This is a genomic window from Streptomyces sp. NPDC021020 (assembly GCF_044333285.1).
Lineage (GTDB): Bacteria > Actinomycetota > Actinomycetes > Streptomycetales > Streptomycetaceae > Actinacidiphila.
In genome coordinates this window covers 682894-705483 of record NZ_JBIRQQ010000002.1, presented here as the reverse complement: position 1 = coordinate 705483, position 22590 = coordinate 682894, and the positions used below count along the sequence as shown (strand labels likewise).

At 73.6% G+C, this 22590-nt stretch carries 20 protein-coding genes; 13 read left to right on the top strand and 7 right to left on the bottom strand.

Annotation, left to right across the window (positions count from 1 at the left end; all coding sequences use genetic code 11):
• Positions 1-7: 7 nt before the first annotated feature.
• The gene (locus ACH4SL_RS07405; protein ID WP_398442456.1) at positions 8-1186 is read right to left on the bottom strand and encodes an SIS domain-containing protein; all 1179 of its coding nucleotides are present in this window, start codon (positions 1184-1186) and stop codon (positions 8-10) included.
• Entirely contained in the window at positions 1183-2478 is a 1296-nt protein-coding gene (locus ACH4SL_RS07400; RefSeq protein ID WP_398442455.1) for a D-tagatose-bisphosphate aldolase, class II, non-catalytic subunit, read from the bottom strand. Before ACH4SL_RS07400 ends, ACH4SL_RS07405 begins: the two co-directional genes overlap by 4 nt.
• A gap of 120 nt (positions 2479-2598) precedes the next feature.
• Here ACH4SL_RS07400 and ACH4SL_RS07395 point away from each other — a divergent pair, with 120 nt between their 5' ends.
• Positions 2599-3411, top strand: a complete 813-nt coding sequence (locus ACH4SL_RS07395) for a GntR family transcriptional regulator (RefSeq protein WP_398442454.1) — start codon at positions 2599-2601, stop codon at positions 3409-3411.
• A 193-nt stretch (positions 3412-3604) separates the two neighbouring features.
• Positions 3605-4867, top strand: a complete 1263-nt coding sequence (locus ACH4SL_RS07390) for an FG-GAP repeat domain-containing protein (RefSeq protein WP_398442453.1) — start codon at positions 3605-3607, stop codon at positions 4865-4867.
• A 40-nt stretch (positions 4868-4907) separates the two neighbouring features.
• Here the strand turns inward: ACH4SL_RS07390 and ACH4SL_RS07385 are convergent, their stop codons facing one another.
• The gene (locus ACH4SL_RS07385; RefSeq protein WP_398442452.1) at positions 4908-5681 is read right to left on the bottom strand and encodes a class I SAM-dependent methyltransferase; all 774 of its coding nucleotides are present in this window, start codon (positions 5679-5681) and stop codon (positions 4908-4910) included.
• A 153-nt stretch (positions 5682-5834) separates the two neighbouring features.
• Positions 5835-6896: an EamA family transporter gene (locus ACH4SL_RS07380; RefSeq protein WP_398442451.1), complete on the bottom strand. Its 1062-nt coding sequence runs from the start codon at positions 6894-6896 to the stop codon at positions 5835-5837.
• Between the two features lie 115 nt (positions 6897-7011).
• On the opposite strand from ACH4SL_RS07380, the gene ACH4SL_RS07375 reads away from it, so the two are divergent.
• The gene (locus ACH4SL_RS07375) at positions 7012-7557 is read left to right on the top strand and encodes a CGNR zinc finger domain-containing protein (protein ID WP_398442450.1); all 546 of its coding nucleotides are present in this window, start codon (positions 7012-7014) and stop codon (positions 7555-7557) included.
• 7 nt (positions 7558-7564) lie between these two features.
• Here the strand turns inward: ACH4SL_RS07375 and ACH4SL_RS07370 are convergent, their stop codons facing one another.
• Both ACH4SL_RS07370 and ACH4SL_RS07365 read right to left on the bottom strand, forming a co-directional pair.
• Entirely contained in the window at positions 7565-8122 is a 558-nt protein-coding gene (locus ACH4SL_RS07370; RefSeq protein ID WP_398442449.1) for a putative glycolipid-binding domain-containing protein, read from the bottom strand.
• A gap of 74 nt (positions 8123-8196) precedes the next feature.
• Positions 8197-8925: a spermidine synthase gene (locus tag ACH4SL_RS07365; protein WP_398442448.1), complete on the bottom strand. Its 729-nt coding sequence runs from the start codon at positions 8923-8925 to the stop codon at positions 8197-8199.
• 263 nt (positions 8926-9188) lie between these two features.
• On the opposite strand from ACH4SL_RS07365, the gene ACH4SL_RS07360 reads away from it, so the two are divergent.
• The 8 genes from ACH4SL_RS07360 (at position 9189) to ACH4SL_RS07325 (ending at position 19015) form a co-directional block, all read left to right on the top strand.
• A complete protein-coding gene (locus ACH4SL_RS07360) occupies positions 9189-10256 on the top strand; it encodes an ABC transporter ATP-binding protein (RefSeq protein WP_398442447.1) in 1068 nt (355 codons plus the stop codon).
• A gap of 12 nt (positions 10257-10268) precedes the next feature.
• Complete coding sequence (locus tag ACH4SL_RS07355; RefSeq protein ID WP_398442446.1) at positions 10269-11387, top strand: PotD/PotF family extracellular solute-binding protein; 1119 nt, start codon at positions 10269-10271, stop codon at positions 11385-11387.
• A gap of 31 nt (positions 11388-11418) precedes the next feature.
• Positions 11419-13170: an ABC transporter permease gene (locus tag ACH4SL_RS07350; RefSeq protein ID WP_398442445.1), complete on the top strand. Its 1752-nt coding sequence runs from the start codon at positions 11419-11421 to the stop codon at positions 13168-13170.
• A gap of 49 nt (positions 13171-13219) precedes the next feature.
• Positions 13220-14797 (top strand): DUF885 family protein, encoded by a 1578-nt coding sequence (locus ACH4SL_RS07345; RefSeq protein ID WP_398442444.1) that lies wholly within the window; start codon positions 13220-13222, stop codon positions 14795-14797.
• A 106-nt stretch (positions 14798-14903) separates the two neighbouring features.
• Positions 14904-15683: an IclR family transcriptional regulator gene (locus tag ACH4SL_RS07340; RefSeq protein ID WP_398442443.1), complete on the top strand. Its 780-nt coding sequence runs from the start codon at positions 14904-14906 to the stop codon at positions 15681-15683.
• Positions 15684-15750: 67 nt separating this feature from the next.
• The gene (locus ACH4SL_RS07335) at positions 15751-16740 is read left to right on the top strand and encodes a succinylglutamate desuccinylase/aspartoacylase family protein (RefSeq protein ID WP_398442442.1); all 990 of its coding nucleotides are present in this window, start codon (positions 15751-15753) and stop codon (positions 16738-16740) included.
• Positions 16741-16829: 89 nt separating this feature from the next.
• Complete coding sequence (locus ACH4SL_RS07330) at positions 16830-18044, top strand: amidohydrolase family protein (RefSeq protein ID WP_398442441.1); 1215 nt, start codon at positions 16830-16832, stop codon at positions 18042-18044.
• Between the two features lie 32 nt (positions 18045-18076).
• A complete protein-coding gene (locus tag ACH4SL_RS07325) occupies positions 18077-19015 on the top strand; it encodes an aldo/keto reductase (RefSeq protein ID WP_398442440.1) in 939 nt (312 codons plus the stop codon).
• 37 nt (positions 19016-19052) lie between these two features.
• On the opposite strand, the gene ACH4SL_RS07320 is transcribed toward ACH4SL_RS07325, so the two are convergent.
• On the bottom strand, positions 19053-19718 hold the full coding sequence (locus ACH4SL_RS07320) for a hypothetical protein (RefSeq protein ID WP_398442439.1): 666 nt from the start codon (positions 19716-19718) through the stop codon (positions 19053-19055).
• Positions 19719-20051: 333 nt separating this feature from the next.
• Here ACH4SL_RS07320 and ACH4SL_RS07315 point away from each other — a divergent pair, with 333 nt between their 5' ends.
• Both ACH4SL_RS07315 and ACH4SL_RS07310 read left to right on the top strand, forming a co-directional pair.
• On the top strand, positions 20052-21311 hold the full coding sequence (locus ACH4SL_RS07315) for a glycosyltransferase (RefSeq protein ID WP_398442438.1): 1260 nt from the start codon (positions 20052-20054) through the stop codon (positions 21309-21311).
• A 271-nt stretch (positions 21312-21582) separates the two neighbouring features.
• A complete protein-coding gene (locus ACH4SL_RS07310) occupies positions 21583-22518 on the top strand; it encodes a DUF4232 domain-containing protein (protein ID WP_398442437.1) in 936 nt (311 codons plus the stop codon).
• Positions 22519-22590 lie beyond the last annotated feature (72 nt).

Genomic DNA, 22590 nt, shown 5'->3' with positions numbered 1-22590 from the left:
TGTCCGGTCAGTCCTGCAGGGAGTGCAGGACCACTCCCTCCACGACGCGGTTCACCTCACCCGCGGGGAACGGGTTGTCGGGCCGCAGGCCCCGGGCCTGGGAGGCGCGCAGGGCGATGAGCTGGGCGTACACCACGGCGGACAGCGCCAGGGCGGCGTCCTCGACGCCGCCGAGGCCGGGGAGCGGCCAGGTGTCGCCGCCGCTGCCCTGCGTGCCGTCGCTCTCCGTGCCGTCGCCGAGGTCCGCCGAGACGGTGACGACGCTGTGCGGGGGGAGATTCCCGCGCAGCTCCGCGGCGATGTCCAGGTCGTACCGGCGGGTGTACGGGTCGTTCGACAGGTACACCACTGCCACCGTACGGTCGTTGAGCACCGCCTTGGGGCCGTGCCGGAAGCCCATCGACGAATCCGCGACAGTGACGAGCGTCCCGCCGGTGAGTTCGACCGCCTTCAGCGCCGACTCCTCGGCGAGGCCCTTCAGCGGTCCGCTGCCCAGGAAGACGATGCGCTCGGGGTCGCGGGCGACGAGGGAGCCCACCGTGCGGTCGGCGGCGTCCTTCGCGGTGATCGACTCGACCGCCGCCGCCAGGCAGTCGGCGACCCCGGCGTACGCCTCGCCGCCGAGGGCGAGCAGCGCCGCCAGCGTCATGCACGTGAAGCTCGACGTCATGGCGAAGCCGCGGTCGTTGGACGCGGGCGGCATCAGCAGGACGTACGACGACGACCGCCCGGCGTGGTCACGTGCCAGCCGGCCCTGCTCGTTGCAGGTGATCACGAGGTGGTGCACCTCGGACAGCACCTGGTCGGCGAGGGCGGTGGCGGCCGCGGACTCCGGGCTGTCACCGGACCTCGCGAAGGAGACGAGCAGCGTGGGCACGTCCTCGGCGAGGCAGCCGCGCGGGTCGGACACCAGGTCGGTGGTGGCGACCGCGTCGACGCGCCGCCCCAGCCGCCGGGCCAGCGCCGGCTGGAGCACCTGGCCGGCGAACGCGGAGGTGCCGGCGCCGGTGAGCACCACGCGCAGGTCACCGCGCGCGGTGAGCGGGCGCAGGAAGGCGTCCAGCGACTCCCGGCAGGCGGCGACGGTCCGGTCGACCTCCCGCCACAGCGCGGGCTGCTGGGTGATCTCGCGGACGGTGTGGGCAGCGCCGTCGTCGACGGGAAGCGTGCCGGTGGGCGTGGTCACACGTGCTCCTTGGGGTTCGGGCGGGTGGCTCGGTCGTAGTCGCGCAGGACGTCGCGGACGTGGTCCATGGCCAGGTCGCGCGGCCGGGCGGCCAGCTCGCCGCGGCGGACGCGGGCGTACTGGAGCGGGAGGTGGGCGCTGAGCAGCGGCAGCGGGATGTCCACGGCCGAGAGGTTGCGCAGCAGCCGCTCCTGCGCCGCTTCGATCTCGGGGTCGGGCCAGTAGTAGCGCAGCCGGTCGCTGTAGCTGTAGCGGCGGGCCAGGCGCTGGTCGTCGGCGCTGCCCGGGTAGTAGCCCTCCCACTGGGCGGGCTCGGCGAGCATCCGGCGCTCGACGACCTCGGGCAGCCGCGACCGCTCGGCGGCCGGCACCAGCTCGTCCTCGATCGCGGCCAGCGCGAACAGCGCCTCACGCAGGGCGAAGGTCAGCCCCGGGCCCACCTTGAGGACCGCCCAGTGGTCCTGGACCAGCGCGGTGAGCGCCTCGGGGGTCTGGTAGTCGGTCGAGTGCGCCTCGTAGACCATGGCGGGCTCGCCGTCCAGCACCCTGCGCAGGTCCCCGGTCAGCTCCCGCCGGTAGTCGACGACCCGCAGGTGGTCGAACTCCACGGCCGGCTGGACCACCAGGGCCATCACGCGCGGCCAGACACCCTCGATCCCGTGCTCGGCGAACGCCTTGCGGTGCTGCTCCAGGGTCGCGCGGGCCGCGTCGGCCCCGGTCGGGCGCAGGGCGCCGAGCGTCTCGTGCGCGCCCCCGGGCGTGGGGACCTCGGTGCCGATCACGTACCGTGTCCGCTCCGCCCGCGCCGGGCCCACCGCGTCCTCGACCGCCCGGATCAGCCGGGCGGCGCGGTCGGCGACGATGTCGTCGGTCAGCGGCACGGGATCGCCGGCGCAGGAGAAGCTGCAGTCCAGGTGGATCTTGGTGAAGCCCGCCTCGGCGTAGGCGGTGACGAGTCCGGTGGCCTGCTCCATCGCCTCGTCGGGCGGCAGGGACCGCCACCGGTTCGGGCCGAGATGGTCGCCGCCGAGAACCACCCGGTCCAGCGGCAGACCAGATGCGGCCGCGATCCGGTGCACGAGGTCGCGGAAGTCCGCGGGCCGCATGCCGGTGTAGCCGCCGTACTGGTCGACCTGATTGGAGGTCGCCTCCACCAGCAGGTCGCCACCGGTCTCGACGGCCTGTCGCACGGCCGCCCCGATGACCAGCGGGTGGGCGGAACACACCGAGGTGACGCCCCGCGGCGCCCCGGCCTTCTGCTCGCGGACCACCTCGTCCAGCGCGCTCTGCATGACCAAACACCTTGCTTTCGTACGGTTCGAGCCCATATGCCTCATTGGCGCCGAGCTCGCTGGAACCGTAACTGGTCTTTTCGGTGGCCGTCAATAGTCCCCTACTGGTATGCTTCTGGTATGCCTACTCCGGAAACGAGGCCTGCGCGCCTCCCGCAGAGCCTGCTGACCGACGACGCGCTGCCGCTCTACGCCCAGGTGGCGGCACGCCTGTGGGCCGACGTCTCGGCCGGCGGCGCCCACGCCGGGGACCGCCTGCCCTCCGAACGGGCCCTGGCCGCGCGGTACGAGGTCTCCCGCGTGACCATGCGCGCGGCGCTCACCGACCTGGCCGCCCGGGGCATGCTCGAATCGGCCGCGGCCCGCGGCTGGTTCGTGGCGCAGACCACGGCCCTCCCCGAGCAGGAGCAGGCCGCGGCCCCGGACGCCCGGGGTACGCGCGGCGGCACGCACAGCGTCGAGGGCTTCGCGGACTACGCGGCCAAGCACGGGCTCGCCACCCGCGCCCGGGTGCTGCACTCCGCGGTCCGGCCGGCGACCGTGTCGGAGGCGGAGACGCTGCGCGTCGGGCCCGGCGCGGCCCTCTTCGAGATGCGGCGGCTGCGCTTCCTCGACGGCCAGGTGGTCGTCCTGGAGCACAACCGGCTCCCGCTCGCGCTGTGCCCCGTCCTCGCGGAGACCGACTTCACCGAGGCGTCACTCTTCGCCACCCTGCGCGGCGCCCACCCGGCGCAGAACCCCCAGGTCGCGGACTACTCCGTGGAGGCCCGGCAGCCGGACGCCACCGAACGCGAACTCCTGGAGATCACCGACGCCACCCCCGTCCTCGTCGCCTACCAACTCGCCTACAACCAGGACGGCCGCCCCCTCGAACTCACCCTGGCCGCCTACCGCGGCGACCGCTACCACTTCCGCGGCTCGATCACGTCCTGACCCCCCAGGGCCCGGCCGCCACCGGGCTGGCGGGGCGTCCTGCCCGCAAGCGCCCGCCGGAACCGCCGTTGTCGGACCCCCGGCGTACATTCGTCGGCGGTGGCGTCACCGACGATCACCGATCGGACACCGGCGGGTGCCACTCACCGCGCCGGTCGGCTGGGGGGAACAAATGACAACGACGCAGTCGGTCATGCACGGATTCAGGCGGTCGGCCGCGGGCGCGGCGACCGTGCTGCTCCTCGGCGCCGCCGTCGCGGCGACGCCGACGGCGGCGCACGCGGCCGACGGGCCCGCACCGGCGCCGGGCGAGCCCGGCACGGGCCCCGTCGCGCCGGTCGTCGTGTCCAGGGTCTTCCCGCCGAGCGGATCCGACACTCCGGCGCCCCCGGCCCGCACCACCGGGGCGTTCACCTTCCGGGTGTCGGGACCGGGCTCCGAGGACGCGGTCCGCTTCGAGTACGCGCTCGACCGGCAACTGACGCCCAGCGGCAACGCGTCGGTGCCGGTCGGCCCCGACGGCACCGCGAGGGTGAGGCTGACCCCCACGCAGTGGGGGAGCAACTACCTCCAGGTGCGGACCGTCGACCGGGACGGGAGCGTCGCGGACACGGTGTACTCCTTCGACGTGTCCTCCGCCGCCGGGCCGGACAGGGCCGGAGACCTCAACGGTGACGGGAAGCCCGACCTGCTCGCCACCGCCACCGACGGCAGGCTGTACGTGCTCTACGGCAAGGGCGACGGCACGTTCAAGAAGGCGGTGACCTACGCGGACACCGGCACCGGATGGGACGACGGCGTACTGCTGCGCGACGGCGACCTGACCGCCGACGGCTACCAGGACCTGCTCCGGATCAGCGGCACCGGCTACGTCACGGGCGTCGCGAACGACGGCCTCGGGGACTTCGGCAAGCTCGGGTCCACCTCGGGACCGTGGAACCGCGCCGACGGCACGAGCTGGACCGCCGCCCAGCAGATCCTGCACGGCACCACGGGCAGCACCGGCGCCGTCACCCGCTACCAGGACATCCTCACCGTCGAGAACGGCCAACTGCTGCACTGGGCGGGCCGCCTCAGCGGAATGAGCTCCACCGTCCTGGCCACCGGCCTCGACCACAGCACGGTGATCACCCCGGGTGACATGACCGGCGACGGCATACCCGACATCCTCATCCGCGACGACGTGTCCGGCACGCTCACCCTCGCCGCGGCAGGCGCCGACGGGACGCTCGCCGCGCCCGCCGACCGGACGGTGGTCGGCACGGGCTTCACCGCCTCCCGCTACCCGCGCGTGCTCAGCACGGGCGACGCCGACGGCGACGGTGTCCCGGACCTCTACGCCACCACCGGACACGGCGGCCTGAAGTTCTTCGCGGGCCTCCCCGGCGGCGGTTTCGCACCCGCGGTCGGCGCGCACGGCGGTCTCGACTGGACGACGGTCGTCGCCGCGGACTGAGCAGCCGCGTCTGCGGACGGGCCGGGCCGGCCGTCCGAGGTCAGGCGGGGGAGGTGCCGCGCCAGAGGTGGGCGCCCGCGGCGAAGACGATCGGGTTCATCGTGGACAGCTCCGCTCGTACCCGGGCTTCGAATTCGCTGCGGGCGTCCGCCGGGAGGGCGTCGAAGAAGGCGCGGGAGCCGTGTGAGAGGCCCCAGTCCCAGAACGTGTCGGCGTCGGGGACGGGAAGGCGCTGCTCGACGGCGGTCTCGGTGACGCCGGTGAACCCCGCTTCCGCGAGGAGCCGCTCCGCGTCCAGGGGCCGGCTGAGCCGTCCTCGGCCGACGGGTATCAGGGGTTGGAATTCGCGGAAGAGGGCACCGTAGAACTCCCACTCCGGCGCGTCCTCGACCGCGCCGGGGACGGAGAAGGAGAAGGCCCCGCCGGGAGTGAGGACCCGGCGGATCTCCTGGGCCGCCGCCGCCGGGTCGTCGAGCAGGTGGACGACGAATCCCGCGCAGACCAGGTCGAAGGAGCCGTCGGGGAAGTCCAGCCGGTGAGCGTCCATCAGCCGCGCCTCGCGGATCCGCGGGTGCTGGGCCGAGATCCGCTCCAGCATGCCGGGGGCGCAGTCGATCACCGTCACCTCGCAGCCGCGGTCGAGGGCGGCCGCGGTCAGGGCGCCGCGCCCGGCACCCACGTCGAGGACACGGGTGCCGGGCACCGGGGCGAGCCACTCCAGGTGCTGTCGGCCGAATCCGGTGAAGAACGGCAGTACCTCGTCGTAAACCGAGGCCACTTGGTCGAAGAGTGCGGTGGCTCGCGCTGCGGTCATGGCCGTCATCCTGGCAGCGGGACACCTGGTCCGCACCCCTGTTTCAGCCCGGTGCCCCGTCGCCCCGCGGGCAGGCTGCCTGCTGCCGGGGTCCGCCGAGCCGGATCGGCACGCCGTCGGCCCGGACGTCCGGCGGGCCGAGTGAGCGGGGACTCATGCCGAGGGTCCCGCCGCGTCGCTGCGAAGAGCGGCCAGGGGATCGGCGCCGGAGGGGTCGCCGTACTGCGGCCGGGGGGCAGCCGGGGAGTTCGGGGTGGGGGCACCGGCGGCCCGCGCCGGTGCGCCGCCGCGTACCGGACCGGACGACTGCAGGTGGACGACGGCGGCCAGCAGGACGACACCGCCGGTGATCTGGACCGGATCGATCGTCTGCCCCAGCCACGCCCATGCCGCAAGAGCCCCGAAGAGCGGCTCCAGCGAGATGATGACCGCGGTGGCCTGCGGCCCGAGCCGCGCCGACGCCCAGCTGTAGAGCAGGAAGGGCGCAAAGGTGCCCAGTACGCCGATGCCGATGCTCCCGGCCAGCAGCCGGGGCTGCTGGAACAGCGCCGGTGCACCGTGCGGGAGCTGCCACAGCGCCCAGACCGCGCCGCTCACCACGAAGGCCCCGGTGTTCGCGGCGAGCGCCCCGTGCAGGTGCGCCGCCCGGCCGCCGAGCACGGAGAACGCCGCCACGCCCGCGGCGGCGAGCAGTCCCAGCACGATGCCCGGGGCGCTCCCGCCGGACAGCCCCGCCGTCGGCAGCCGCACCACCAGGGCCACTCCGGCCAGCGCCGCCAGCAGTCCGGCCAGGGTGGCCGGGCGCGGCGCCGTACGGGTGGAGAGCATCAGCCAGCCCAGGACGAAGGCGGGCGCGAGGTTCTGGAGCACCAAGGCGACCGCCACCGGCAGCTTGTCGATCGCCAGGAACAGCGCGGCGTTGGAAGCCGCCACGGCCAGGCCGAACCCGGCCACCGGCCGCAGCCCGCGGGTCCCGGCGCGCAGCCGGGGGCGGCGGACCGCGGCGACCAGCAGCAGTCCGGCGAGTGCCACCCAGGTGCGGACGGCGACGACCTCCAGGGGGGCGGCGCCGCGGTCGAACAGCCCCCCGGCGACGGTGCCCCCGATACCCCAGAGCGCGGTGGCGGTGACGGCCGCGACGACGCCGCGGCGGCGCGAGGCGGTGGAGGACGTCCTCCCGGTGCGCTGCGCGGGGCCGCGTCGCCGGTGGTGCACGAGGCCTCCTCCCGGGCCGGTCGCCGGCCGGTCCCTCGATCCGGTTGTGCCGCACTCCGACAACACGTAACCTACTAAACGTTTTGACGGTTAGTCAACGGAAGGCGGACACACGGTGAAGCGCCAGGACGCGCCGGGCGCGCTGGAGACGGTGCGGGAGTTCATCAACACCTGGGACCTGGAGCTGGCCACCGACGCGCTGGAGAGCGCCGACGGGCTGCGCGACTGGCTGCGGGAGCGCGACCTGATCGCGGCGGGCGAACCGGTCGGGGACGGGGCGCGGCGCCGGGCCGTCGAGGTCCGCGAGGCGCTGCGGGCGCTGGCGGCCACCCACTCCGGGCAGCCGATGGAGCCCGCGGCGGCGCGCGTCCTGGACGACCTCGCGGCCGACGCCGAGGTCCGGCTGTGCTTCGGTCCGGACGGCTCCCAGGACATCGCCGTGCGGGGCGGCACCCCGGTCGGCGCGGCGCTGGGCGGGCTGCTGGCCGTCGTGGGCCGCTGCGCGGCCGACGGCAGCTGGCAGCGGCTGAAGGTCTGCCCGGCCGAGGACTGCCGCTGGGCCTTCTACGACCACTCGAAGAACCGGTCGGGCACGTGGTGCCAGATGGCCGAGTGCGGCAACCGGACGAAGGCCAGGACCTTCCGCTCCCGGCACCGGTAAAGCACCGTCACGGCACCCGGCGGGCCATTCCCGGGTACACCACCACCAGCCCGTCCCGGTCGAACTCCAGGTCGCTGCGGTAGTCCCCGGAGGCGTACCGCACCCGCCCCCCGCCGCCGGCCGGGCCGAGGTGGGTGTAGCTCTGCCGTACGGCCCGGACGGTGAGGTCGGGCACCGAGACGAACGCCATCAGGAAGTCATGGGCGCCACCGTGGTGCAGCCCGTGCCGCAGCACCGGCATGGTGTTCGTCAGCGGGGACATGCCCAGGTCGCAGTCGAGGGCGCCCGCCAGCTCCGGCAGCGCACGCCCGTCCGCCGTCCAACTGCCGCCCTCCTGCCGCAGGTCCAGCCGCCGCGCGCCCGCGCGGTCCTCGGCGCTCACGCGCAGCCGCCGCGTGGCGTAGCGCTCGTCGGTCTCCAGCGCGTACTCCACCCAGTACGGCTCCGGCCGCACCCCGACCGCCCGCCCCCTCGCCCGCAGCGCCCCAGCCTCCCACTCGACCCAGGACGTCTCGACCCCTCCGGTCTCCTCGACGCTCCACGTCAGCATCCGGACCTCGCCCATCGGTACCTCCAGCAACCGCCACCGCCCCCTGCGGCCTTCCGGCGAGCGGCCGGAGGGCTCCGGTGCGCGCGAGGCTACCGGTCCCCGGCGGCCTTGACGGCGATGTAGACGGTGTTGGTGGCGGTGCGGTCCTGGAGGGGGTTGGCGAACGCCACGGTGTGGGCCTCGGCGCGGGCGAAAGCGGTGCCGAGCAGGGAGGTGAAGTCGTCGCTGGGCGGGTCGTTGGACCAGAGCGCGAAGACACCGCCCGGGTGGAGGTGCCCGGCCAGGGCCCTCAGCCCGTCCGGCCGGTAGAGCGCGGCGTGGCACGGATGGAGAACGTGCCGGGGTGAGTGGTCGATGTCCAGCAGGACGGCGTCGAATCGGCGTCCGGGCACCGCCGGGTCGAAACCGTCGGTGCCTGCGGCCAGGGCGAAGAAGTCGCCGTGGACCAGGCGGCAGCGGTCGTCCCCGGTGAGCCGCGCGCCCAGCGGCACGAGGTGCCGGTGGTGCCACTCGATGACCTTGGCGATCGCGTCGACGACGACGAGCGACGCGACACGCGGATCGTCGAGTGCCGCGGCGGCGGTGTATCCCAGCCCGAGGCCGCCGACGGCGACGTCCACCGGCCCGGCGGGCAGCGCGGCCAGGGCGAGCCGGGTGAGAGCGATCTCGCCGGCGGTGAAGAGGCTGGACATGAGGAATTCGTCGCCGAGCTTGATCTCGTGGACGTCCTCACCCGAGGCGGGGTCGCGCCGCCGGCGCAGGCTGATGTCGCCCATCGGCGTCGTGTCCCAGTCGAGTTCCTGGAAACGCAGGCTCATCTGCTCTTCTTTCCGCGGCGCTGCCGTGCGGTGCCCGCTCGGGTCCACCGCTTCGAGGGCTCGATGATGACAGCACCCACAGCCCCTCAGCGATCAGATCCGGCCAGGCCGCCGGCCACTCCCGCCTGCTCCCGGCCACTGCGCCGAGCGGGCTCCGAAGGCCGGAACGTGCACGGGGTGTTGACAGCAAGGTTGTCCCTGATTAGCGTCCTGATCACTTCAGTGGAAGCCAAGTTCCAATGAGTGGAAGCTCAGGTGAGGCTGTGAACCCGGACGACCCGTCGGTTCTCGACGCGCAGCTGACCGATGTCAGCAAGACCTATCCCCATGGCGAAACCGCTGTGACCAGCATGAATCTCGGGATCAGGCGGGGCGAGTTCTTTTCGCTGCTCGGCCCGTCGGGGTGCGGCAAGTCCACGACGCTGCGGATCCTCGCCGGTCTGGAGCAGCCCACCACCGGTACGGTCGCCATCGCGGGCAAGGATGTGACCGACGTGCCGCCGAACCGGCGGCCGACCAACCTGATCTTCCAGAAGCTGGCGCTCTTCCCGCACCTCACGGTGGCCGAAAACATCGCCTTCGGTCCGAAGATCCGCCGCATGTCCCGCACCGAGATACGCGCCGTCGTCAGCGACATGCTCGATCTGGTGGAGCTGTCCGGTTACGCGGACCGCAAGCCGGCGCAGTTGTCCGGCGGCCAGCAGCAGCGGGTCGCGATCGCCCGTGCGCTGGCCAACAAGCCCGCCGTCCTGCTGCTCGACGAGCCGCTGGGCGCGCTCGACCTGCGGCTGCGGGTGCAGATGCAGCGGGCCCTGAAGAAGATCCAGCAGGACTCCGGGACCACGTTCGTCTTCGTCACCCACGACCAGACCGAGGCGTTCACCATCTCCGACCGGATCGCCCTGATGAACCAGGGCCGACTGGAGCAGGTCGGCCGGCCGGACGAGCTGTACAACCGCCCGGCCACCGAATTCGTCGCGACCTTCCTGGGCGACACCAACATCATCCGCGGCTCCGTCGACGAGCGCGTGCTGCGGTCGGGTGCCTTCAGCTGCCGCACCCCCGGGCCCGGTACGGCCCTGTCGGTGCGGCCCGAGGCCATCGCCATGCGGCCCAAGCTGGCGGCGGGCCTCGACAACCGCTTCGCCGCCCGTGTCACCGACCTGACCTTCCAGGGCCCGAGCGTCCGCTTCCAGGTGGCGGTGGCCGACGCGGGCCCGGAACTGGTGGTGCAGCTCCCGGCCGCCGAGGCGGCGGGGATCGCCGCCGGCGACGAGGTGGAGATCGGCTGGCAGGCCGAGGCGGCCGTCATGCTCGGCGCGAAGAGCTAGGGGAAGACGACGATGGCAGACCACACCTCCGGCTCACGCGCCCTCGCCGCGCCGGTCTCCCGGCGCTCGCTGCTGGCAGGCGGCGCCGCCGCCGCGGCCGGGCTCCTCACGGCCGGCTGCGCCACCCGGCAGCCGCCGGGCTCGGCGAACTCGCGCTCCGGCAACAAGCTGGTCATCACCATGACCCCCTTCGCGGGCGCCGATCTCGGCCTGATGCCACGGGAGTTCGCGAAGGACTACCAGGAGCGGCACCCCAACGTCCAGATCAAGATCGACGACACGCTGATCCTCACCAAGCAGACCGCGGCCTTCCAGGCCAACCCCCACCAGCCGCTGAACAACCTGGTGTTCTGCAACGGCGGCGCCACCGGCACGGGCAAGGCCACCGGGATGTACCTCAAGCTGGACTACAGCCGGATGCCCAACACCGACCACCTGCACCCGCAGTTCGTCGAACGCGACCACTGCGGCGTGGTCTTCGGCGCCGACCAGATGGGCCTGGTCTACAACTCCAGGACCTACCCCGACGGCCTGGGCTCCTGGACGGACCTGTGGGCGCCCGCGCAGAAGGGCAAGCTCTGCTTCTTCACCGTCCCGTGGTGGGTGATCGGCATGGCGGCCAAGCTGCACGGCGGCGACTGGAACGCCATGGACCCCGGCTTCGACCTGTGGGTCGAGCACGCCAAGAACATCCGCACGGTCGTCACGGCCAACCCGCAGTTCCTCAACGTGCTCGCCACCAGCGAGGCGCCGCTGACCTCGCACTACCTCGGCACCTCGACGGTGTGGCGCGGCCAGGGAGCGCCGCTCGGCTACCGCCGCCCCGCCGAGGGCGCCTTCTTCGACCCGATCGGCGTCAACATCAACTCGGGCTCCACCGACGACCAGGTGGAGGTCTGCTACGACATCGTCAACGAGATGCTCCAGCCCAAGTGGAACCAGCGCTGGGTGGACACCGCGATCGAGATCCCCGCGGTCAGCACCACCAAGTTGAGCGCGAAGCTCTCGTCCATCCCCGCCATCGCGGCCGGCGCCGACCAGAAGTTCGTGGACGTGGACTGGGACACCGTCGGCACCAAGATGACCGCCTGGACCGAACGCTGGACGCAGGACGTCGTCTCCAGGATCTGAGGACCCGCCCACCACAGGAAGGAGCCGCACGATGGCGGTCAACCTCCGGTCCGCGGCGGAGCGCACAGCGCCCGCGCCGGCCGGCCCCCTCCCCGCACCGATCTCCCGCATCGCGGACCGCCTCAGGCGGCGGCGCACCGCGCTGCTGCTGCTCGCCCCCAGCTTGGTCCTGCTCGTGGCGGTGTTCGCGTTCGCGATGGAGTCGCTCGTCGAATACTCCCTGCAGCAGTACAAGGACGGCGCCGTCGACACCAGCAGCAGCCTGGCGACGTGGACCAAGGTGCTGGGCAGTTCCTACTACTGGTCGGTGATCTGGCAGACCATCCTGATCGGCCTGCTGGTCACCGCGGTCACCGCGGTCGTCGGCTATCTGACCGCCCTGGCGCTGCACCACGTCAAGCGCACGGTGTGGCGCAACGCCGGCTTCGCGATGGTCTTCTCCTCGCTGGTCTTCTCCGGTATCGCCAGCGTCTACGCCTGGCAGCTGCTGCTGGGCCAGGAGGGCTTCCTCAACTCGGCCCTCGGCCTGGTCGGCATCGGCCCGGTGCACCTGCTCTACGAGCGCACCGCCGTCGTCATCGCGCTGGTGCACACGCTGCTGCCGCTGATGGTGCTGCCGATCAGCAGCACCTTCCGGCAGATCGACGGCACCCTGGCCGAGGCGGCCGACGACTTCGGCGCGTCGCGCTGGCGCACCTTCCGCACCATCACCCTGCCGCTGAGCGCGCCGGGGCTGATCGCCGGGTGCCAGCTGACCTTCGCGCTGACCATCTCCAGCTTCACCGCCCCGAGCCTGCTGGGCGGCGGGCGGGTCGCGATGCTGTCCACCACCATCTACGCGCTGGTCGGCACCACGGACTTCCCGGCCGCCTCGGTGTGCGCGCTGCTGCTGCTCGTGCTGGCCCTGCTGTCCACCGGCCTGTTCGTCGTCATCCAGCGCCGCTTCGCCGAGGCCGACCAGGGCGGCGTCACCGTCAGCCCGTCGCCGCCGCGCGGCATCCGCGGCCTGGGGGTGTGGCTGGTCGCGCTGTACGCCTTCCAGCTGCTGCCGGCCGCGATCGTCGTGATCAGCTCGCTGTCCTCGGTCTCGTACGGGCAGTGGCCGCCGCCCGGCTTCTCCACCCGCTGGTACACCAACCTCTTCCACCAGGACGGCGTGGCGCACGCCTTCGTCAGCAGCCTGTGGATCGGTGTCGTGGTGGGCGTCCTCGCCGTGCTGCTCGGATCGGCCGGCGCCGTCGCGCTGGTGCGCTACCGCTTCCGCGGCAGCGGGGCCGTGCAGTCGGCGCTGTTCTCGCCCGCCGTCGTCCCCAAGATCGCCTTCGGCTTCGCGGTGTTCATGCTGCTGGCCCGGCTCGGGCTGAGCAGCGGCCGCTGGGCCGTGATCCTCGCGCACACCGCGGCCACCGTCCCGTTCGTCATCGTGCTGCTGTCGGCGGCGCTGGTCCGGGCCGACCGCACGCTCGACTACGCCGCGATCGACCTCGGCGCCCGCCCCTTCACGGCGTTCCTGCGCTCCACCCTGCCGCAGATCGCCCCCGCGATGCTCATCGGCGGTGTCTTCGCCTTCCTGGTCAGCTTCAACGAGCTGGACCTGTCGATCTTCCTGCTCAGCACCGACCAGCAGACCCTGCCGGTGTGGATGTACAGCTACCTGAACAACTACCAGGACCCGACCCCGGCCGCCCTCGCCACCTTGATGACCGCCCTGTCGGTCGTGGTGGTCGGCCTCGGGGCGCTGGCCCTGCGGCTCGTCCAGCGCCGCCGCCGGGCGGCGCTGTGACCGCGCTGCACCCCGCCCCGTCCGCAACCACCCCGAGGGAGGGCATCTGATGGCCGACCTGTTCCCGCGGCTGCGCCACGTCTGCGACATGGACGCCGCCTACATGCGCGAATACTCCGGGCTGCACGACGAGTACGACGGCACCGTCGTGGACCTGTCGCCCGCCGGCGTGCGGACCGCCCTGGCCGCGCTGGGCGGCGCGCCGCTGGCCGATGCGCACGACGAGGCCCAGCTCGCGGCCACCGAGAACGCGATGCGGACCCGTTTCGGCCGGATCCGCCAGCACCGCTGGGACCCCTGGGTGCACATCGAGGCCCTGGACCTGTCCCCGTACGACCGCCCGTACGCCGCCGCCGCCGACCGCGAGCGGGCCAGGAGCGCCCATCTGCGGCTGTGGCCGGAGGCCGTGGCCAACGCGATCGAGGCGCTGGACGAGCTGTCGGCGCCCGTCGCCGGGATGTTCCTGCCCGCGGCCCGCGGTATGGCCGCCGAGATCCGCCCGCAGGACGGCGAGGACGGCGCCCGCGCGCTGGCCGCCCTGGAGCGGCTGGCCGCGCACCTGGAGACCGCCGCCCACGAGGGCGACCCGGCCCCCGGCCTCGGGGCCGAGGACCTCGTCGCGCTGCTCGGCTGCGAGGACCGGGTGCCCGTCGACCTGGACGAACTCGCCGCCATGGCCGAAGCGGAGTACGACCGGATGCGCGACGTCCTCGACGACGCGGCCGACCGCCTCGACCGTACGCCCGGCCTCAGCGCCGCCGAGCGGACCCGGCGGGTGAGCGCGCGGGTGCGGGCCGACCACGGCGACTTCCGGCAGATCCTCGCCGACACGCAGGCCCAGGTGGCCACCGCCGCCCGCTTCGTGCGCGACCGCGACCTGATCCCGGTGGTGGACGACGCGTGCGTCATCGAGCCCTCGCCGCCGGCCCGCAGCTGGGGCGCGGGCCGGGTGAGCTGGTGCGCCCCCTGGGAGACCGAGGGGCACTCCCTCTTCCACGTGACCGCGCCCGCGCCCGGCTGGCCGGCCGAGGACCACCGCGCCTGGCTCTCCCGTTTCAACCGGGCGGCGATGGCCGTGATGGCGGTCCACGAGGTGGGGCCGGGCCACTGCAGCCACGCCCTGATGATGGGCCGCGTCGACTCCCCGGTGCGCAAGACCCTGTGGTCCGAGCTGTTCTTCGAGGGCTGGGCGCACTACGCCGAGGAGATGATGTGGGAGGAGGGCTACCAGGACACCACCGCGCTGTACCAGTTCGGCATGGCGCAGGAGGCCATGATGCGGACCGTCCGCGTCCAGGCCGCCCTCGGCGTCCACACCGGGGCGCTCGCCGTCGGCGAGGCCGTCGAACTCTTCGAGCGCCGGGCCTTCCTGGCCGGCCCCGCCGCACGGGCCGAGGCGCTGCGCGGCGTCTGGGAGCCCAGCTACATCCGCTACACCTGGGGCAAGGTCCTCGTGCGGCGGCTGCGCGCCCAGGCCGAGGCCGCCTGGGGGCAGCGGTTCAGCCTGTCCCGCTTCCACCGCGAGCTCATGGCCTTCGGCTCGCCGCCGGTCGGACTGGTCGCCGCGGCCATGGGCATCGCCCCGCCGGCCGACGCGGCGCCCTCCGCCGGGAGCGCACGGCCGTGACCGGCCGACGCAAACCCGCACACGGGCGGCCCGCCAACCGGTAGGACGGCGGGGAAGCGGACGGCGCGGACGGCGCCGCCGACGGGACGACAGGAGACACACACCGATGGCACAGGGAAACGGGACCCGCACCGCGGCCCCTTCCGAGAACACGAAGTCACCCAGCTACATGGGGCGCATCCTCAACCTGCTGGAAGTGTCCGTCACCGCGGACAACGCGCCCCTGACGCTGAGCGAACTCGCGGCGGCGGCCGACGCGCCCCTGTCCACGGTCTCCCGGCTGGCCACCCAACTCGTCGTCTGGGGCTTCCTGGACGAGACGGCCGCCCACCGCTTCGTACCCGGCCGGCGGATGGTCGCCATGGCCACCGCGGTGAGCGAGCACCTGTACAGCAACGACCGCCTGCAGCAGGCCACCCGGCTGCTCACCGGCGTGACGGAGGAGTCCACGACGGCCGGCCGCATCGTCGGCAACAGCATGTACATCATCGCCCGCACCGAGTCCGAGCAGCCGCTGCGCGCGGTCAACCGGATCGGCGAGTTCATCCGGCCGGAGTCGTCCGCGCTCGGCAAGGCGATCATGTCCCGGCTGCCCCGCTCCCGGCAGCTCGCGCTGCTCGGCGGCGCCGGTGTCGAGAACCCCGAAGCGGTGCTCGACGCGATGCAGCCCGAACTGGCCGAGGCGCTGCGCCGCGGCTACGCGGTGGACGAGGAGACCTACGCCGTGGGCCTGCGCTGCCGCGCCGCCGCCATCGTCGGCCCGGACGGCGTGGCCGTCGCGGGCCTGTCCATCAGCGGGCCCGCGGCCCGCTTCACCCGAGAACTCGCCGACGGAGCCGTCGAGGCCCTGCGCCAGGAGGCGGCCGCCATCGGCGCCCAGCAGTGACGCCCGGCCGGCGACCCCGGCCGCGGCACACCGCACCCGTGAACGACAGCACGAGGAGACACCGCACATGACCGACAGCGCCCCCACCCCCGCCACCGCCACCGCAGCGCCGGGCCACACCGTCACGGCCGTCCCGGTCACCCGGATGGGCAACGGGCACGACGTCGAACTGACCGTCCACCGCGTGACCGGGGCCCGCCCCGGCCCGACCCTCGTCGCCTTCGGCGGTGTCCACGGCGACGAGGCGATGGGCCCGGAGGAGGTGCGCCGGCTGGTCTCCTCCGTCGACCCCGCGGAGCTGTCCGGCACCGTCGTCGCCGTCCCGGTCGCCAACCCGTACGCCTACGACGCCATGTGCCGCTTCACCCCGCAGGACGGCCTCAACCTCAACCGGATTTTCCCCGGCGACCGCAACGGCTCGGTCACCGAGCAACTGGCCGCCGTCCTCGCGGAGATCATGCTGGAGGGCGACTACTTCATCGACTTCCACTCCGCGGGCCTGTACTCCACCGTCGAGTACGCGTACGTCATGGACGACGGCGTGGACATGGCCACCGGCTTCGGCTCCCCGCTGCTCTACCACCACGCCCCGTACGAGGGCACCTCCAACGCGTGGGCCATCAAGAACGGCATCCGCTCCACCGTCTGCGAACTCGGCGGCGGCGGCCAGCTGACCGACGCCTTCCTGGACAAGGCGGTGCGGCGGGGCCGCAACATGCTCAAGGCCATCGGCATGCTCGACGGCGAGCCCGAGGCCCTCGCCGCACCCCAGACGGTGCTGACCGAGCTGGTCACGCTGCGGCCCACCAAGGGGGGCGCCGTGATCTCCCACTTCGGCCCGGACCGGCTCGGCGAGGTCGTCAAGGGCGGCACGGTGATCGGCGAGGTCGTCGACCCCTACACCTTCGAGGTGGTCGAGCAGCTCCTGGCGCCGTACGACTCCAGCATCCTGGTGCTCACCCGCGAGAGCTACACCCGCACCACGCCCGGCGACTACGGCTTCATGGTCGGCAACGCCGACACCGCCACCACCCTCGACGCCCTCTTCACCGGCTGAGGCGCGCTCCTCACCGACCGACCGGACGACCGGCGCCCCGCCGGACGGCCCGGGGCACACACCGCACAGCGAGAGGGCAGCGAGCACCGATGCACATCAGGCACGTCGACGTGGTGGATCCGGACGGCGAACGGGTCCTGCCCGACCGGCGGATCGTCCTGGACGGCGACCGGATCGCCGCCGTCACACCCGACACGTCCGAGCCGCCGGCCGCCGGCGACCTCGACGGGACGGGGCTGTACGCGGTGCCCGGCCTGATCGACTGCCACGTCCACGCCACATCGGTCACCGCCGACGAGTGGGCCGACACCGGCTACCCGCCCAGCTACGTCACGGCGCACGCGCTGCGGCAGCTGCGCGGCATGCTGGAGCGCGGCTTCACCACCGTGCGGGACGCGGGCGGCGCGGACGCCGGTCTGGCCGACGCCCTCGACGAGGGGGTGGCGGCCGGACCCCGGCTGTACGTGTGCGGCAAGGCGCTGTCGCAGACCGGCGGGCACGGCGACCTGCGCCCGCGCGGCCGCCGGCACGCCGACGACCACCCGGCCGTCCCCGGCATCGGCCAGGTCGTCGACGGCGCCCCGGCGCTGCGGGTCGCGGTGCGCGAACTGGCCCGGTCGGGCGCCTCGTTCGTCAAGCTGATGCTGTCCGGCGGGATCTCCAGCCCCACCGACCGGATCGACGGCACGCAGTACAGCGACGAGGAGGTCCGCGCCGCCGTCGAGGAGGCGCAGCGCGCCGGCCTCTACTGCGCCGGGCACGCCTACACCCCGCAGGCGGTGGCCAGGGCGCTGCGGCTCGGGGTGCGCACCATCGAGCACGGCAACCTCATCGGGCCCGAGGAGGCGGCGCTGCTCGCGGCGTACGGCGCCTTCTACGTCCCGACGCTGGTCACGTACACCGTGCTGGCGGAGGAGGGCCCGCGGCTGGGGCTGCCGCCGGCGAGCGTCGCCAAGGTCGCCGCGGTGCGCGACGGCGGGCTCGCCGCGCTCGCCCACGCGCACCGGGCCGGCGCCGCCGTCGCCTTCGGCACCGACCTGCTCGGCGGGATGCACCACCACCAGTCCGGGGAGTTCGCGCTGCGCGCCCAGGTGCAGCCGGACTGGGCGGTGCTGCGCAGCGCGACCACCACGGGGGCGCGGCTGCTCGGCGCCACGGGCGCCCTCGGCGTCATCGCCGAGGGCGCCCGCGCCGACATCCTGCTGACCCGGCACAACCCCGGCACCCACGTGGCGCTGCTCGCGGACCCGGCCGCCGAGATCGCCGCGGTCGTCTCGCGCGGCCGGCCCGTCGTACGGGGCTGAGGGCTGTCCCACTCAACGAGACAGGGAGACACATGCACCACGCATCACCCCGACCCGTCGGCGCGGAACGCGTCTGCGGGCGGTCGAAGGTCTTCCCGGTCGGCCTCGGCGGCATGCTGCTGTCCATCGAGGACCGCCCGGACCGGGCGCGGGCGGTGGCGACGATCCACGCCGCGCTCGACGCGGGGATCACCCTCGTCGACTCCGCCTCCGCCTACCACACCGGCGCCGGGGAGGTCGGGCACAACGAGATCCTCATCGCCGAGGCCCTGGACAGCTGGCAGGGCGACGCGGCGCGGATCACCGTGGCGACCAAGGCCGGCCGGGTCCGCCCCGGCGACGGGCGGTGGCTCACCGACAGCAGCGCCGACCACCTGCTGCGCTCGGCCGCGCAGTCCCGGGACCGGTTGCGCCGGGAGCGCATCGAGCTGTTCTTCCTGCACGCCCCCGACCCGCGGGTCCCGCTGGAGGAGTCGCTGGCGGCGCTGGACCGGCTGGTACGCGAGGGCGTCGCGGCGACGGTGGGCGTCTCCAACGTCACGGTCGCCGAACTCGACCTGGCCCACGAGGTGCTGGGCGACGCGCTGGTGGCCGTCCAGAACGAGTTCTCACCGAGCGCCACCCAGCACACCGCCGTCCTGCGCCGGGCCGAGGACCTGGGCCTCGCCTTCCTGGCCTGGCGCCCCCTCGGCACGGTCGGCCGGACCGCCGACGACCTCACCGCGGCCTTCGCCGCCGCCGGCGAGGCGCACGGGGCAAGTCCCCAGCAGGCCGCGCTGGCCTGGCTGCTGGAGACCAGCCCCGCCCTGATCCCGATCCCCGGCGCGCGCCGCCCGGCGACCATCCGCGACTCCGCCCTGGCCGCCGGCCTGCGCCTCTCCCCCGCCACCCTGCGCGCCCTGGACGCGGCCACGTCCTCCGACCGCGCCCCGGGCGCCGAGACCACGACGGCTGCACGGGGCGGCAGATAGCGGGGAGTCCACGGCCGGGCGGGCCGCTCCGGGCCGGTCAGCTCAGCCGCTTGATCGACATCACGTTGTCGAAGTTCGTCGTCGGGTGCCCGCAGCGGTTCGTGGCCCACGCCTGGGCGGTCACGGCCCATCCGGTGGGTACCGGCGCGTCGGAGCACACGCTCAGCACGGTGCCCACCGGCTGGTTGTCGTAGCGCGTCGCCGTCCAGGAGTTGTAGAAGAGCGTGCTCGGGTGCCCGCACGTCGTGGCCGACCAGGTGTCGTTCGTCCTGATGAAGCCGGCGGGCATCGGGCTGAAGTCGCAGATCGCCAGCGACGTGTCCGTGGCGCGCACCTGGTAGATGGTCCTGACGTTGTAGAAGAGCGTGCTCGGGTGGCCGCAGCTGTTCGCCGCCCAGGTGTCGTTGGTGACGACCCAGCCCGACGGCGTGCTGACCTGGTCGGCGGCGGCGGCACACACCGCCATCGACGCGCCGGGCGCCTGGTCGTCGTAGCTGGAGATCTGCCACACGTTGTAGACGAGCGTGGAGGGCCGCCCGCACGTGCTCGAACTCCAGCTGTCGTTGGTCTCGATCCAGCCGCTGGGCACCGGGCTGCCGGCGCAGATCGTCGAGACCGCCGCGGAGGCGGGCGCCGATCCGAGCGCCACCGCCAGGGGCACGGTCATCAGCAGCGTCACGATGACACCGAGAAGTCTTCTCATCTGCCGTCCCGTCAAGGGGTGCGGACCGTCGGTGGTCCGCGTCGGCAACAGTGTGGACGCAACCGCGGTGCGTACGCAGCCGGTTGGGAAGGCGGTGACCTCGCACGCGGAAAGAGGCGCCCGGGCCCCGGCGAGATCTTCGCGCGACCCCTCGGCGGTGTACTGCCGCCGTGTCGACCGGATTTGCCGGCAATGCACAGTACCGTGAGGTACGGACAGGTATGGGAGACCCCGGCTGCGTCCCGGGCAGGCCGGCTCGACCACCGCGGCCCGCCGCCTTGCCGGCCGTGGGCGCACGGCCCGCTCCGTTCCGGCGGGAAGGAGAGCCGCTCGATGCGGATCCAGATCATCACCGTGGGCACGACCGGCTCGGTCGCCCCGTACAGCGGACTCGCGCACCGGCTCCTGGCCGAAGGCCACGAGGTCGAACTCGTCACCCACGCCAAGTTCGCGGGGGCGATGGCGTGTTGCGGCCTCACCGTGCGGCCGCTGGAGGCCGACCCCTTCGCATCCCTCATCAGCGCCCGCACGCGCCTGCAAGCCACCGCCCGGGGGTTCGACGCGCTGCGCACGTTCCGGTCCCTCGGCTCGTTCGTCCGAACCGCCGAGCAGGGCATGCTCTCGCTGGTCGACAGCATCCTCGCCGCAGCGGACCCGAAGGCCGACCTGCTCCTGCTGTCGAGCATGGCCGCGCCTCTCGGCTCGGTCATCGCGCGTTACCACGGCGTTGCGAGCATGGGCGTCTTCCTGCAACCCGACGTGCCCACGAGCGAGTTCTCGCACTGCACGCTGGCCTGGCGCTCCGAGAGCCGCGCCAACATCCCCCGGGCGCGAGCGGCGAACGCCCTTCTGGACACCGCGTACCGCACCGCCAACCGGGAGCTGCACGCCCGCCTCGGACTCCCCCACCGCAGCGGCCGCCGGCTGCGGGTCGACCGGGAGCGAGGCCGGTGGCCGATCTGGCACGGCTACAGCCCCTGGGTCGTACCGCACCCGGCGGACTGGCGGCCCGGTCTGCACGAGGCCGGCTACTGGTGGCCCCACGAGTGTCCGGACTGGCGACCGCCCGCGCTGGTGACGGACTTCCTGGCGGCCGGCCCGCCCCCGGTGCTCATCGGCTTCGGCAGCATGATGCCCGGCGATCCCCAGCAGCTCGGCGAGTCCGCGGCGCGGGCCCTGCGGCAGGCCCGGCTGCGCGGGATCGTCCAGTCCGGCTGGGCCGGGCTCTCGGTGGTCGACGACGACGTCATCACTGTCGACGCCCTCCCGCACAGCTGGCTGATGCCGCGCACGGCCGCGGTGGTCCACCACGCCGGCGCCGGCACCACCGCGGCGGGCCTGCGGGCGGGAGTTCCCGCCGTCCCGGTCCCCGTCATGACCGACCAGCCGTGGTGGGCGGCCCGGCTCGTACAGCTCGGCGTCGCCGCGGACGCGATTCCCTGCACCGAACTGACGCCCGCACGCCTGGCCGCCGCGCTCACCCGGGCGACCCGGGACCCCGGCCTCGCTCGGCGTGCCGCAGCGGCGGCCGGCCGGCTGGCCCAGGAGGACGGAGCCGGAGCGGTCGCCCGCGCCGTCGCCGAGAGCGCCTGACCGACGTCGCCCCTTCTCCTGCCGGCGGGCCCGCGCCCGCCGCTCCGTACGGCACCCGTAGGATTTCGATCCTCGGACGCTCGGGGGGGTCATGCACAGGACACGGCAAGTGATGACACGTGCGGCGGCAGCAGCGGTGCTGGCGCTCGTAATTGCGGGGTGCGGCTCGCAGCCGGGGCCCGCCACGCAGACTCGGGCACAGGCGCCGACGCCGTTGCCCGCGCGGGTTTCGGCCGCGGCGACACTGGAGCCGGACGGCACGGTGCCGTGGGTGGACGAGCCCGCGGTCGACGCCGACTTCCAGATCCCCACCCAGGCGCCGCCGCCGGCGACCGGACCGACCTGCCGGGCGTCCCAGGTCGACGCGGCGCTGGACCACTGGATCCACAAGAGCACCCACGGCGAGGTGAACGACCCCGTCATGGACGGCTCCCTGTACGGCTACGTGGTGCTGACCAACACCTCGCGCACCGCGTGCCAACTGCACGGCATCCCGACGGTGCAGCTGGCCACGGACGGCAAGGCGGTGCGGCTCGACCACATCGGGGTGCGGACCCGTCCCCCGGTCGGCCTGCCGCCGGGCGGCAAGGCGAACTTCCGGCTCGACTGGGACGCCCCGTACTGCCCGACGTCGCAGGGCCACAACACGCTGGCCGCGAAGCTGCCGGGCGTCGGCGGCTTCCCCGTACGGCTGGCGGACCAGACCGTGCCGGGCTGCGTGCACGACGAGACGCACCCGCAGATCAGAACCGCCCTCTCGCCCGGGCCCGTCGCCAACGGCGACGCGCAGCCGCGGCCGCCTGCCACCTCCCCGCTGACGGCCCTCACCGCGCGGGCCGGCGACCTGCCCGCGCACGTACACCCGGGCCAGACCTTCGACTTCACCGTGACGCTGTCCAACCCCACCGGCAAAGCCCTGTCGTTGGCGGGTCGGCCGGGCTTCTCCCTGGACGTCCTGTGCCAGAGCACACCGGCGAGCGGCCGGGAGGGACTGGGCGGCGCCACCAAGGTGTACCTGCTCAACAACCGCCCGGTCCGGCGCGTTCCCGCCCACGGCTCGGTCCGCTTCGCCATCCGCGTGTCCGTCCCGCAGGCACCTTCCTTCCCCGGCCCCCGACTTACCGTCACCTGGCGCCTGCTCACCCTGGGCTACCCCTCCGGGCTCCCCTACGTCGTCGTCAACCTCCCCACCGGAGTGCCGGCCTGACACGGGCCGCGACGGCCGCTCCACCAAGGGGCGGCGCCGTGACGGACACCATATTCATGTGTGCACATATAC